The sequence below is a fragment of the Klebsiella sp. MS 92-3 genome (assembly GCF_000195655.1).
GTDB lineage: Bacteria > Pseudomonadota > Gammaproteobacteria > Enterobacterales > Enterobacteriaceae > Klebsiella > Klebsiella pneumoniae.
In genome coordinates this window covers 33,548-46,316 of sequence record NZ_GL882741.1, presented here as the reverse complement: position 1 = coordinate 46,316, position 12,769 = coordinate 33,548, and the positions used below count along the sequence as shown (strand labels likewise).

General features: G+C 60.6%; 12 protein-coding genes. 3 read left to right on the top strand and 9 right to left on the bottom strand.

From position 1 onward, the window contains the following. Positions 1-48: 48 nt before the first annotated feature. From fur to ybfF, 4 genes are all read right to left on the bottom strand, one after another. Positions 49-501, bottom strand: a complete 453-nt coding sequence (gene fur / locus HMPREF9538_RS22775; RefSeq protein ID WP_002894761.1) for a ferric iron uptake transcriptional regulator — start codon at positions 499-501, stop codon at positions 49-51. 291 nt (positions 502-792) lie between these two features. After that, the gene (gene fldA / locus HMPREF9538_RS22780) at positions 793-1,323 is read right to left on the bottom strand and encodes a flavodoxin FldA (protein ID WP_002894765.1); all 531 of its coding nucleotides are present in this window, start codon (positions 1,321-1,323) and stop codon (positions 793-795) included. Between the two features lie 151 nt (positions 1,324-1,474). Beyond that, positions 1,475-1,768 carry a LexA regulated protein gene (gene ybfE, locus HMPREF9538_RS0126935; RefSeq protein ID WP_002894767.1) on the bottom strand — a complete coding sequence of 98 codons (294 nt, stop codon included), beginning with the start codon at positions 1,766-1,768 and terminating at the stop codon, positions 1,475-1,477. 133 nt (positions 1,769-1,901) lie between these two features. Next, positions 1,902-2,675 (bottom strand): esterase, encoded by a 774-nt coding sequence (gene ybfF, locus HMPREF9538_RS22785; protein ID WP_004152229.1) that lies wholly within the window; start codon positions 2,673-2,675, stop codon positions 1,902-1,904. A 183-nt stretch (positions 2,676-2,858) separates the two neighbouring features. On the opposite strand from ybfF, the gene seqA reads away from it, so the two are divergent. From seqA to HMPREF9538_RS22800, 3 genes are read left to right on the top strand one after another with little or no spacing between them, the layout of a single operon-like run. Beyond that, positions 2,859-3,407, top strand: coding sequence for a replication initiation negative regulator SeqA (gene seqA, locus HMPREF9538_RS22790; RefSeq protein WP_002894771.1), 549 nt, complete (start codon positions 2,859-2,861; stop codon positions 3,405-3,407). Between the two features lie 32 nt (positions 3,408-3,439). Next, positions 3,440-5,080, top strand: a complete 1,641-nt coding sequence (gene pgm, locus HMPREF9538_RS22795; RefSeq protein ID WP_002894773.1) for a phosphoglucomutase (alpha-D-glucose-1,6-bisphosphate-dependent) — start codon at positions 3,440-3,442, stop codon at positions 5,078-5,080. A gap of 54 nt (positions 5,081-5,134) precedes the next feature. Beyond that, a complete protein-coding gene (locus HMPREF9538_RS22800) occupies positions 5,135-5,572 on the top strand; it encodes a hypothetical protein (RefSeq protein WP_004179052.1) in 438 nt (145 codons plus the stop codon). On the opposite strand, the gene kdpE is transcribed toward HMPREF9538_RS22800, so the two are convergent. The 5 genes from kdpE to kdpA form a co-directional block, all read right to left on the bottom strand. Then, on the bottom strand, positions 5,554-6,231 hold the full coding sequence (gene kdpE, locus HMPREF9538_RS22805; protein ID WP_002894776.1) for a two-component system response regulator KdpE: 678 nt from the start codon (positions 6,229-6,231) through the stop codon (positions 5,554-5,556). The two genes, HMPREF9538_RS22800 and kdpE, sit on opposite strands and share 19 nt — an antisense overlap. Further along, complete coding sequence (kdpD, locus tag HMPREF9538_RS22810) at positions 6,228-8,915, bottom strand: two-component system sensor histidine kinase KdpD (RefSeq protein WP_009484150.1); 2,688 nt, start codon at positions 8,913-8,915, stop codon at positions 6,228-6,230. The genes kdpE and kdpD overlap by 4 nt, the downstream gene beginning before the upstream one ends. Beyond that, a complete protein-coding gene (kdpC, locus tag HMPREF9538_RS22815) occupies positions 8,916-9,491 on the bottom strand; it encodes a potassium-transporting ATPase subunit KdpC (RefSeq protein ID WP_004142248.1) in 576 nt (191 codons plus the stop codon). It lies immediately after the preceding gene. A gap of 10 nt (positions 9,492-9,501) precedes the next feature. Then, positions 9,502-11,550 (bottom strand): potassium-transporting ATPase subunit KdpB, encoded by a 2,049-nt coding sequence (kdpB, locus tag HMPREF9538_RS22820; RefSeq protein ID WP_004147607.1) that lies wholly within the window; start codon positions 11,548-11,550, stop codon positions 9,502-9,504. 20 nt (positions 11,551-11,570) lie between these two features. Then, positions 11,571-12,769: potassium-transporting ATPase subunit KdpA (gene kdpA / locus HMPREF9538_RS0126925; protein ID WP_009484149.1), on the bottom strand; the 1,199-nt coding region annotated here is incomplete at its 5' end.

Genomic DNA, 12,769 nt, shown 5'->3' with positions numbered 1-12,769 from the left:
AAAAAGCCAACCGGCAGGTTGGCTTTTCAGTCTCAGCGAAACGGGGAATTATTTTTCCACCGCGTCGTGGGCGTGTTCGTCCTCGCGGCAATCCCCTTCCGCACAGTGACCGTACAGATACAGACTGTGGTTGGTCAGGCGGATGCCGTGGCGGGAGGCAATTTCACGCTGGCGTAATTCGATCGAGTCGTCGCTGAATTCGATCACTTTGCCGCAGTCGAGGCAGATCAGGTGATCGTGGTGATGCTGCTGGGTCAGTTCGAAAACGGATTTTCCGCCTTCGAAATTATGACGAGTCACGATGCCGGCGTCATCAAACTGGTTGAGGACGCGGTAAACGGTCGCCAGACCGATCTCTTCGCCCATGTCGATCAGGCGTTTATATAAGTCTTCCGCACTGACATGATGGTTATCCGGTTCCTGCAGCACTTCAAGGATTTTTAGTCTAGGAAGTGTGACTTTCAGGCCAGCCTTCTTTAATGCGGTATTGTTGTCAGTCATGCGGAATCTGTCCTGTTGCTAAACGATCTACTTCCTTCAACGGAAGTCATACAGAAATTAACCCGACGTAATGCGTCTCATTATAGAACTGCCACTGGTAAATGAAAACTGCAAGCATCAGGCCTGGTTTGCTGTCAAAAACGAGGCACCAGCTACAAACTGCGTCACGTGCCTCGTAGAATCAGAGGACATTGTACAGATATGTGATTAAAAGTTAAAAACTTGTAGCTATTAGTTTGATTGCTTTTGTCTATTAATGCGGCGCAACTCAATGATTGCGCCGCTTAATCATCAGGCGTTTTTGATTTCTTCGAGGTGCAGCTCTTCGGCAACCTGTTTCACCCATTTCTCAACGCGCTCGTTGGTCAGCTCCGGCTGGCGGTCTTCATCGATGGCGAGGCCGACGAAGTGGTCGTCATCCGCCAGGCCTTTGGAAGCTTCAAAATGATACCCCGCCGTTGGCCAGTGACCGACGATGGTCGCGCCGCGCGGCTCAATGATGTCGCGGATGGTGCCCAGCGCGTCGCAGAAGTATTCTGCGTAATCTTCCTGGTCGCCGCAGCCGAACAGCGCCACCAGTTTGCCATTGAAGTCGATCTCTTCCAGCGTCGGGAAGAAGTCATCCCAGTCACACTGCGCTTCACCGTAGTACCAGGTCGGGATACCGAGCAGCAGGATGTCGTGGGCTTCCAGGTCTTCTTTGCTGCTTTTGGCAATGTCGTGAACATCAGCAACATCTTTACCAAGCTGCTTTTGAATCATTTTTGCAATATTTTCGGTGTTGCCGGTGTCGCTGCCAAAAAAGATGCCGATGATTGCCATGAGTAAAATAACCTCTTGAAACTTAAATGATGTGGTAGGGACGCAATGCCCATAGATAACGGCAATCATAGCAGAACAGGCAAGGGCGCGGAAACAGCAATCACGCCCGACTGCACACTCTGCTACATGAATGCGGGTTTTTCGCGGAAAGTTAGACTTTTCCCTGGCTGCGCAGGGCGGTTAACTGGGTCATCAGCATCTCTTCAATGAGATCGCTGCGGCTCATATTACGCGCTTCCGCCAGCTCGTTGAGCGCATCGACCGCATCGGCGTTGAGTTTTAACTCCACGCGCTTCAGCCCGCGAACCTTATCGCGTTTCAGCTGGTTACGTTTGTTGATGCGCAGTTGTTCATCGCGCGACAGCGGATTGGTTTTCGGTCTTCCCGGGCGACGCTCGTTTGCGAACAAATCTAATGTCGTACGGTCCGTTTGTTCTTTTGCCATGATTCTGAGTGACTTCGGGGAAACAAGCTGCCGGGCTCTAGCCGGCGCAGATAGCGCGCCATCATACATCAGGCGAACGGCTGCGCCAACGACCGCGGGCATTCTGCGGCGCGGTCGGGCATATTTTAGCCAATCAGGCGGCGATGCTCGTCAGATAGCGGCGGATGGCGCGTAACACCGCCTCGGGTTTCTCGGCATGGACCCAGTGTCCGGCGCCGGCGATGACGTGGGCCCGGGCCTGCGGGAACTGGGCCAGCAGCGCGTCGCGGTAGGCGTCGGTCACATAGGGCGAGTTGCCGCCGGGAATAAACTGCGTCGGGTGCGGCCAGGCCGGGATGGTTTCCCAGCCGACGATATGCGGATACTGGTCCCACAGCACCGGCACGTTGAAGCGCCAGTCGCCGTCGACGAATGATTTCAGCAGGAACTGAATCACGCCTTCTTCCTGCAGGTGCTCGCGCATCACCTGCGCCGCCTGCTGGCGGGTGCTGGCGGCGGATTCGCTGACGGCGCGGATAGCGGCGAAAATCTCATCATGGCGGCGAACGTGATAATCCACCGGCGCGATATCGATCGCCACCAGACCGCTGATGCGTTCAGGCGCCAGGGCGGTAAGCGCCATTACCGCTTTCCCGCCCATCGAATGGCCGATAAAGGTGGCGCGCTCGATCTGGTGCGCGTCGAGCGTATCAAGCAGATCCTGCGCCATGGCGGGGTAGGTCATCTCTGGCGACCGCGGCGACAAACCGTGGTTGCGCATATCGACCTGCACAATATCGTGGTCGGCGATCAGGTCGCGGGCGAGGATGCCCAGGTTGTCCAGGCTGCCAAACAGACCGTGGACCAGCACGATCGGGGAGTGGTTGTGCGGATTCTGTGCAGATTGCGCTCGGCTATTTAATTTCATGGCAAAGTTCTTTTTTTCGCTCCGTCGGGTTAGGGTATTATGTTGGACATTCTGCCATCCGGCTGCAAGACCCAGAAGTTTTCTGAGTTTTACCGCCATCCTGGTTTGACGCTATCCGCGGTTGGGATTTGTACTTATAATCCCAACGATTTGTATTCAGAAAAGATATCGCACTGGATTAAGATGAAAACAATTGAAGTTGATGATGAACTCTATCGCTATATTGCCAGCCACACTCTGCATATCGGCGAGAGCGCATCCGACATTTTACGGCGTATGCTGAAATTTTCCGCCGTTTCCCAACCGGCTACACCGGTCAGCAAAGCCGCGCCGACGCTGGCGCCAGCGCCTGTCGCTGAGGTGAAACCCGCTAACCCGGTGAAAGATAAAGTCCGCGCCATGCGCGAGATGCTGTTATCTGATGAATACGCCGAGCAGAAGCGCGCGGTGAACCGTTTTATGCTGGTGTTGACGACCCTCTACTCCCTGGACAGTAAAGCATTTGCCGAGGCCACCGAGTCTCTGCACGGCCGCACGCGCGTTTACTTCGCGGAAGATGCGCGTACGCTGCTGAAAAGCGGTAATCAGACCAAACCGAAACAGGTTCCTGGTACACCGTGGTGGGTGATCACCAATACCAATACCGGCCGTAAATGCAGCATGATTGAGCACATCATGCAGTCGATGCAGTTCCCTGCGGAGCTGATTGAAAAGGTTTGCGGCACGATCTAGCTTTTTAACATTTGCACCAGAAGGATCAGGCAATGGCAATCGATAAACGTGCGGGGCAGCCTGCGCAACAGAGTGATTTGATTAACGTCGCCCAACTGACTGCTCAGTACTACGTGCTGAAGCCTGAAGTCGGTAATGCGGAGCATGCGGTAAAATTCGGCACCTCTGGCCATCGCGGTAGCGCGGCGCGCCACAACTTCAACGAACCGCATATCCTGGCCATCGCCCAGGCCATTGCGGAAGATCGTGCGAAAAACGGGATCACCGGTCCGTGCTATGTCGGCAAAGATACCCACGCCCTCTCCGAGCCGGCGTTTATTTCGGTGCTGGAAGTGTTAACCGCCAACGGCGTCGACGTGATCGTGCAGGAAAACAACGGCTTCACCCCGACGCCGGCGGTCTCCAACGCGATTCTGGTGCATAACAAAAAAGGCGGTCCGCTGGCGGACGGCATTGTGATCACCCCGTCACACAACCCGCCGGAAGATGGTGGTATCAAGTACAATCCGCCAAACGGCGGCCCGGCTGATACCAACGTCACCAAAGTGGTGGAAAACCGCGCCAACGAACTGCTGGCCGCGGGCCTGCAGGGCGTGAAACGCATTTCTCTGGACGCGGCGCTGGCTTCTGGCCACGTTAAAGAACAGGATCTGGTGCAGCCGTTCATTGAGGGGCTGGCGGATATCGTCGATATGGCCGCAATCCAGAAAGCCGGCCTGACGCTGGGCGTCGATCCGCTGGGCGGGTCCGGTATCGAATACTGGAAGCGCATTGGCGAGCACTACAAGCTCAATCTGACCATTGTTAACGATCAGGTGGATCAGACCTTCCGCTTTATGCACCTCGATAAAGACGGCGCCATCCGCATGGATTGCTCCTCAGAGTGTGCGATGGCCGGCCTGCTGGCGCTGCGCGATAAGTTCGATCTGGCGTTTGCTAACGACCCGGATTACGACCGCCACGGGATTGTCACCCCGGCGGGGTTGATGAACCCGAACCACTACCTGGCGGTAGCGATCAACTACCTGTTCCAGCATCGTCCGCAGTGGGGCAAAGAGGTGGCGGTGGGTAAAACGCTGGTCTCCTCCGCGATGATTGACCGCGTGGTGAACGATCTGGGCCGCAAGCTGGTGGAAGTGCCGGTGGGCTTTAAGTGGTTTGTCGACGGCCTGTTCGACGGCAGCTTCGGCTTCGGCGGCGAAGAGAGCGCCGGGGCCTCCTTCCTGCGCTTCGACGGCACGCCGTGGTCCACCGATAAAGACGGCATCATCATGTGCCTGCTGGCGGCGGAAATCACCGCGGTGACCGGGAAAAACCCGCAGGAGCATTACAACGAACTGGCGGAACGCTTCGGCGCGCCGAGCTACAACCGTCTGCAGGCTTCCGCGACCTCCGCGCAGAAAGCGGCGCTGTCCAAGCTCTCTCCGGAAATGGTCAGCGCTGACACCCTGGCGGGGGATCCGATCACTGCCCGTCTGACCGCGGCGCCGGGCAACGGGGCGGCGATTGGCGGCCTCAAGGTGATGACCGACAACGGCTGGTTCGCGGCGCGTCCGTCAGGCACTGAAGACGCCTACAAGATCTACTGCGAAAGCTTCCTCGGCGAAGAGCATCGCAAGCTGATTGAAAAAGAAGCGGTAGAGATTGTCAGCGAAGTGCTGAAGAACGCTTAACGACGCACTACCATCAGGCCCCTTGCGGGCCTGATTTTTTTCGCAAGGATAGCGATGAAAATACAACGGAAGTCTCTTTTTTTGTTCTGGGCGTGGATGGATCTCTTTTTCGTCCTGCAATTCTTATGGTGGAATATTGCCCACCGCCGCCTCCCTTTTTACGACGATCTGCTGGCTTATCTCCAGCTGCTGCACACCTGGGGATCCGCGGCGGTCTGGCTGTACCCGCTGAATGTTCTGCTGATTATCAGCATCCCGCTATCGATGATCTTTTTTTTCCGCCAGAGCCGCTATGCGCTGTGGCTGGCCTGGGGGCAGGCGCCGCTCAGGCTGCTGTTTATGCAGCCTTCGCTATCGCTGGGCCTGTGGCTGATTCAGGCTGCCGGCGTCCGGCATGTAGCGATCCTGGCAGGCTTTCTGCTGCTCTCTGAAGGGCTGAAAATCGCCAGCCTCTGGTACTGCAGAGGCGGGATTCAGGGCATAAAGCGATAGCCAATCCCGGTTTCGGTCAGCAAATGCTGCGGCCGTGCCGGATCGGCCTCCAGCTTTTGTCGCAGATGACCCATATAGATCCGCAGATAGTGGCTGTGCTCCACGGCGTTAGGCCCCCACACCTGATTCAGCAGCTGGCGCTGGGTAAGCACTTTGCCGGGATTATTCAACAGCGCCGCCAGCAGGCGAAACTCGATAGGCGTCAGGTGGATCTCTTCGCTGCCGCGCAGGATGCGGCGGGCGGGGATATTGACCTCCAGGTCAGCGAAGCGCACCACCGGCTCATCGGCCTGCGCCGCGCCGTGGCGACGCAGCGCGACGCGCAGGCGGGCCTGCAGCTCGCCGATGCCAAAGGGTTTACTTAAGTAGTCATCGGCGCCGGCATCCAGGGCGGCAATTTTGTCATGCTCTTCGCTACGCGCTGACAGGACGATAATCGGCATCTGGCTCCACTGACGCAGGTCGCGAATAAAATCAATGCCGTCACCATCCGGCAGGCCGAGATCGAGGATCGCGAGGTCGGGCTTACGGGTGGCGGCTTCAATCAGCCCACGCTGCAGGGTTTCCGCTTCAAATACGCGCATGCCGTCGGCTTCCAGCGCGGTGCGCAGAAAGCGTCGGATAGCGTGTTCGTCTTCGATAATCAGAACGTTAATCACAATTCCTCAGGTAGCTCTTCCAGTTCAGGGGGCGTTTCTCCCGGCAGTGTAACACGGAATGAGGCGCCGCCCTCGGGCCGGTTGCTGGCGGAGATGGTCCCGCCGTGGACGTCGACGATGGCCTGACAGATGGCAAGGCCCAGCCCGACGCCAGGGATCGCCGACTCTTTGTTGCCGCGGGCGAATTTATCAAAGATAGTCTGCTCCTGGCCTGCCGGGATCCCAGGACCGTTATCCCATACTTCCAGCGACAACTGCCGGGCGTCCGCCTCGGCGCGAATGCCGATGCTCGCCCGGGAGCCGGCATACTTATGGGCATTTTCCAGCAGGTTGATCAGCACCCGCTCGAACAGCGGCCCGTCGACATGCACCAGCTGGAGGGGATCGGGTAAATCCAGCTGAATATGCTGGCCGCCGAGGCTTGGCTCGAGCATGCGCAGCGCGCTGCCGACCACTTCCTCCAGCGTCAGCCACTCCTTATGCAGATTAAAGCCGCCGGACTGGATCCGCGCCATATCCAACAGGTTGTTCACCAGCCGGGTGGTGTTGAGCACATGCTGGCGGATTTCGTTGGCCTGCGGGGCATGTTTTGAACCTTCGCTGGCCAGATCGAGGGTCAGAATTTCCGCCTGGCCAAACAGCACGGTTAGCGGAGTACGCAGATCGTGCGACAGGGCGGCGAGCAGCGAGTTACGCAGGCTTTCCCGCTCGCTGGTCAGCCGGGCCTGCTCTTCGCTGGCGGTCAGGGTGAGGCGCTCCAGGGCGCTGGCCACCAGCAGGGTAAAGGTCTCCAGCAGCCGCTGCTGCTCCGGGATCATCAATTGGCGCAGATTCTCCGGTTCCACCACCAGCAGTCCCCAGGTGCGGGCGGCGCTCTTCAGGGGCAAGATCTGATACGGCACGCCGGGCAGGGTATCGGTGCCGGCGCCGGCAGGCTGCCCCTTATCAAAGCTCCAGCGGGCGATGGCATCATCCCACGGGGTCAGCCCTGGCTGGTGGGTTAAGGGCAGCAGTTTTCCCTGGGCGTCCGGGAGCAGCAGCTGGCTGCGGGCCTGAAAGGTGGAGGCGATAAACCGCTCGCTGGTGGTGGCGATATCCTGCTGGCTGCGACCCACCGCCAGCGCTTTAGACATCTCATACAGATGGCGGGTACGGCGTTCGCGGTAGCGCGCCACCCGCGCCTGGTAGCGCACGCCGGCGGTGAGGTTGCCGATAAGCAGGCCCACGGTGAGCATCACGCCGAAGGTGAGCAGATACTGGACATCCGACACCGCCAGCGTTCCGCGCGGGGCGACAAAAAAGAGATCGAAGCTGATGACGTTGATCACCGTCGCCAGCACCGATGGCCAGCGGCCATAGACCAGGGCGATGAGCACCACCCCCAGCAGATAGAGCATCACCAGGTTGGCGGCTTCGAAGGCCATCAACCACTGCATGGCCACCAGGGTAATGATGGCGCATAGCGCCACCGCCACCGCGCAGCCCTGCAGCTGCAGGCGCCATTTCTCCAGCGCCGGACGGCTGTCGCTGGCGCGTGCGGCAAGGGGGAAGGGTTTCTCATCGAGGGCGATCACCACCAGATCGAGGTCCGGCGCATGGCGAGCCAGACGATCGGCGAAGCCGCTGCGATCCCACCAGCGGCGCTTGCTTTGGCGGCCAATGACGATTTTGCCGAGGTTATGTTCGCGGGCGTAATGGAGGACCGCTTTCTCTTCCGACGGGTCGGAGAGGGTGGCGGTTTCGGCCCCCAGCTCCTGGGCCAGACGCAGCGCGGCGAGAATAGCCCGCCGCCGGCCTTCCGGCAGCCGGTGCAGGGAAGGGGTCTCGACATACACCGCATGCCAGACGCTGCCCAGGCGGGCGGCGAGCCGGGCGGCGGCGCGCACCAGCTTTTCGCTGCCGGTGTTGTGCCCAATACAGAGCAGGATCGCATCGCGGGTGTGCCAGACTTTCTCCTGGCCCTGGCGGTCGCGCCAGGCGCGCATCTGCTCATCGACGCGGTCGGCGGTGCGGCGCAGGGCCAGCTCGCGCAGCGCAATCAGATTGCCCTTGCGGAAAAAGTTTTCGATAGCGCGCTCGGCCTGGCCGCCGATGTAGACTTTGCCCTCATTGAGCCGCTGGCGCAGATCGTCAGGGGGGAGGTCCACCAGCACCACGTCGTCCGCGGCGTCAAAGAAGGGATCGGGAACCGTCTCCCGCACCTGCACGCCGGTGATCCCGCTGACGACGTCATTCAGGCTTTCCAGATGCTGGACGTTAACGGTAGTGAAAACATCTATCCCGGCCTCCAGCAGTTCATCCACATCCTGCCAGCGCTTTGGATGGCGGGAGCCTGGCGCATTGCTGTGCGCCAGCTCATCCACCAGAATCAGCGCCGGACGGCGGGCTAGAGCGGCGTCGAGATCGAACTCATAGACGTACCGCCCGCGATGGGCAAGCCGCCGCGGCGGCAGGGTGCTCAGGCCCTGCAGCATCGCGGCGGTCTCTTTACGGCCGTGGGTCTCCGCCACGCCAATCAGAATATCCAGCCCCTGGGCGCGCAGCCGCTGCGCTTCCGCCAGCATCGCCCAGGTTTTCCCCACCCCGGCGCAGGCGCCAAAGAACACTTTAAGTTTGCCGCGATGCGGGGCGGCGGTGTGCTGCAGCAGGCGGTCAGGGTCCGGGCGCAGCGGCTCGTCACTCATTTACTTATCCTTCAGGGCATCCAGCGCCATATTGAGTTGCAGTATATTGACCACCGGCTGGCCAAGGAAGCTCAGCAGCGGGGTTTGTGTGGCCTGATTCACCAACTGGGTTACCTGCTCAACGCTCAGCTGGCGCGCTTGAGCCACCCGGGGCACCTGCCACAGCGCGGCGGCCGGAGTCAGGTTGTTATCGAGACCGCTCGCCGAGGTGGTGACCAGTTCGACCGGCACCCGCGGGTCGGCGTCCGGGTTGGCGGCGCGCAGGGCCTGCACGCGCTCGCTCACCGCTTTATCCAGCGCCGGGTTGCTGGCGGCGAGGTTGCTGCCGCCAGAGGCCATGGGATTATCCGCCGTCTCCGCGGTGGCCGACGGGCGGCCCTGGAAATAGCCTGCGGCGGTGAAGTTCTGGCCAATCAGCGCCGAGCCGCGCACTTCACCGTTCAGGCGGATCAGCGAGCCGTTGGCCTGTGAGTTAAACCACCATTGTCCCAGGCTGGTGGTTAGCAGAGGATAGACGCCGCCGGTGAGCAGCGTTAACAGAATAAATAGCACAAGTGCCGGACGAATCAATGACATAGTTTGTTCCTCACACCAGACCGCTCAGGGTCAGCAGCAGGTCGATGGCTTTAATACCGATAAAGGGCACCAGCAGACCGCCGAGGCCGTAGATCCACAGGTTGCGGCGCAGCATCGCCGAGGCGGAGAGCGGGCGATAGCTGACGCCTTTCAGGGCCAGCGGGATCAGAAAGACGATGATCAGCGCGTTGAAGATAACGGCGCTGAGGATCGCCGATGAGGGCGAATGCAGGCCCATCACGTTCAGCATGGCCAGCTGAGGATAGACCGCGGCAAACGCCGCCGGAATAATGGCGAAATATTTCGCCACGTCGTTGGCAATACTGAAGGTGGTCAGCGAGCCGCGCGTCATTAACATCTGTTTGCCGATATGGACCACCTCAATCAGCTTGGTGGGGTTGGAATCCAGGTCGACCATGTTGCCCGCTTCCTTCGCCGCCTGGGTGCCGGAGTTCATGGCCACCGCCACGTCGGCCTGAGCCAGCGCGGGCGCGTCGTTGGTGCCGTCGCCGGTCATCGCCACCAGCCGACCTTCCGATTGATACTGGCGGATCAGCGCCAGCTTGGCTTCCGGCGTCGCTTCGGCGAGGAAATCATCGACGCCGGCCTCGGCGGCGATCGCCGCGGCGGTCAGGCGGTTATCGCCGGTGATCATCACCGTTTTAATGCCCATTTTGCGCAGCTGGGCGAAACGTTCTTTGATGCCGCCTTTGACGATATCTTTGAGCGCAATAATCCCCAGCACCTTTTCGCCTTCGGCGACCACCAGCGGCGTGGCCCCCTGGCGGGCGACCTCTTCCACCTGTTTATCGACATCGGCAGGGAAGTGGCCGCCGTTGGCCTCCACGTGGCGGCGAATGGCGTCCACCGACCCTTTGCGGATCATGCGCTGATCGATATTGATGCCGCTCATCCGCGTTTGCGCGGTAAAGGGGACAAAGGTGGCGTGCAGCGACTGCAGATCGCGTTCGCGCAGATTAAAGCGCTGTTTCGCCAGCACCACGATGCTGCGCCCCTCAGGGGTTTCATCCGCCAGCGAGGAGAGCTGGGCGGCGTCGGCGAGGGTTCGCTCTTCCACGCCGCGCGCCGGCAGGAAGGCGGAGGCCTGGCGGTTGCCGAGGGTAATGGTCCCGGTTTTATCCAGCAGCAGGACATCGACGTCGCCAGCGGCTTCCACCGCGCGGCCGCTGGTGGCGATCACGTTGGCGCCGAGCATACGGCTCATCCCGGCGACGCCGATGGCCGACAGCAGCCCGCCGATGGTGGTCGGGATCAGGCACACCAGCAGGGCGACCAGTACGGTAACGCTGACCGCATTGCCGCTCCACGCCGAGAAGGGCCAGATGGTGGCGGTGGCCAGCAGGAACACCAGCGTCAGGGCGATCAGCAGGATCGTCAGGGCGATCTCGTTCGGCGTTTTACGGCGCTGGGCGCCTTCCACCATGGCGATCATCCGGTCGAGGAAGGTTTCTCCCGGGTTCACGCTGCAGCGGATCACCAGCCAGTCGGAGAGAATGCGTGTCCCGCCGGTCACCGAGGCAAAATCGCCACCGGATTCACGGATCACCGGGGCAGACTCGCCGGTAATGGCGCTTTCGTCCACCGAGGCGCCGCCTTCGATGACTTCGCCATCGCAGGGGATAATATCCCCGGCTTCCACCAGCACCACGTCGCCTTTGCGCAGGTCTTCCGCCGGCACGTGGTCGACCGGCGCGTCATGCTGCGGGGCGCGCAGTTTGCGGGCGAAGGCCGTTTTTTTCACCCCTTTCAGGCTGTTGGCCTGGGCTTTGCTGCGGCCTTCCGCCATCGCTTCGGCAAAGTTGGCGAACAGCACGGTAAACCACAGCCAGATACTGACGGCGGCGGTAAAGGTGGCGCTACCGGTCAGGGCGCCGCCAGCCATGGCGATCGCCAGCAGGGTAGTTAACAGACTGCCCACCCAGACGATAAACATCACCGGATTGCGCCATTGCACCATCGGGCTGAGTTTTTTCACGGCATCCAGCAGCGCCTGGCGCACCAGCGTCGGCTCCAGCAGGGCTAATTGTTTGCGACTCATAACAGGGTGCTCCGCATCGCTCAAAGTAAGGAAAAGTGTTCAGCCAGCGGGCCAAGCGCCAGCGCAGGAATAAAGGTCAGGGCGCCCACCAGCAGCACGGTGCCGATCAGTAAACCGATAAACAGGGCGTCGTGAGTGGCCAGGGTGCCGGGGCTGGCCGGTTGAATTTTCTTCGCCACCAGCGAGCCGGCGATGGCCATCACCGGAATGATGACGGCGAAGCGGCCGACCAGCATGCAGAACGCCAGCAGCAGGTTCCAGAACGGCGTCGCCGCACCCAGGCCAGCGAAGGCGCTGCCGTTGTTATTGGCCGCCGAGGTGACGGCGTACAGCACTTCGCTAAAGCCGTGCGGTCCAGGGTTGAACATCCCGGCGCGGCCGGCGTCGGTCATCATCGCCAGCGCCGTGCCGAGCAGCACCAGCGTCGGGGTGACCAGAATGGCGAGGGCGATCATTTTCATTTCCCGGACATCGATTTTCTTCCCGAGGTACTCCGGGGTGCGGCCGACCATCAGCCCGGCGATAAATACCGCCAGCATAACGAACAGCAGCATGCCGTACAGGCCCGAGCCGACGCCGCCGAACACCACTTCGCCAATCTGCATCAGCCACATCGGCACCATGCCGCCCAGCGCGGTGAAGGAGTCATGCATGGCATTGACCGCGCCGCAGGAGGCGGCGGTGGTGATCACCGCGAACAGACTGCTGGCGAGAATACCGAAGCGACTCTCTTTACCTTCCATATTCAGGCTGCTGTCGGCACCCAGCGTCAGCAGATGCGGATTGCCGCGGGTCTCCGCCCACATCACCACGGCGACGCAGAGTATAAAGATCAGCGTCATTGCCCACAGGATGGCGCGTCCCTGACGCCGATCGCTTACCACCTCGCCGAAGGCGAAGCACAGCGCCGCCGGGATCAGGAAGATCGCCAGCATCTGCACGAGATTGGTCAGCGCGGTCGGGTTTTCAAACGGATGGGCGGAGTTGGCATTGAAGAAACCGCCGCCGTTAGTGCCCAGCAGCTTAATCGCTTCCTGTGAGGCGACAGGCCCCATCGGCAGCAGCTGGTGCACCCCTTCGAGGGTGGTAAAGGGCTGGTAGGCCTGCAGATTCTGCGGCACGCCCTGCTGAATAAAGAACAGGGCCACCAGCAGAGAGAGCGGCAGCAGCAGCCACAGGGTAATGCGCGTCAGGTCGACCCAGGCATTGCCGAGGGTCG

Coding starts and splice junctions, on each gene's coding strand:
- fur (WP_002894761.1), bottom strand. CDS start 501: ATGACTGACAACAATACCGCATTAAAGAAGGCTGGCCTGAAAGTCACA.
- fldA (WP_002894765.1), bottom strand. CDS start 1,323: ATGGCAATCATCGGCATCTTTTTTGGCAGCGACACCGGCAACACCGAA.
- ybfE (WP_002894767.1), bottom strand. CDS start 1,768: ATGGCAAAAGAACAAACGGACCGTACGACATTAGATTTGTTCGCAAAC.
- ybfF (WP_004152229.1), bottom strand. CDS start 2,675: ATGAAATTAAATAGCCGAGCGCAATCTGCACAGAATCCGCACAACCAC.
- seqA (WP_002894771.1), top strand. CDS start 2,859: ATGAAAACAATTGAAGTTGATGATGAACTCTATCGCTATATTGCCAGC.
- pgm (WP_002894773.1), top strand. CDS start 3,440: ATGGCAATCGATAAACGTGCGGGGCAGCCTGCGCAACAGAGTGATTTG.
- HMPREF9538_RS22800 (WP_004179052.1), top strand. CDS start 5,135: ATGAAAATACAACGGAAGTCTCTTTTTTTGTTCTGGGCGTGGATGGAT.
- kdpD (WP_009484150.1), bottom strand. CDS start 8,915: ATGAGTGACGAGCCGCTGCGCCCGGACCCTGACCGCCTGCTGCAGCAC.
- kdpC (WP_004142248.1), bottom strand. CDS start 9,491: ATGTCATTGATTCGTCCGGCACTTGTGCTATTTATTCTGTTAACGCTG.
- kdpB (WP_004147607.1), bottom strand. CDS start 11,550: ATGAGTCGCAAACAATTAGCCCTGCTGGAGCCGACGCTGGTGCGCCAG.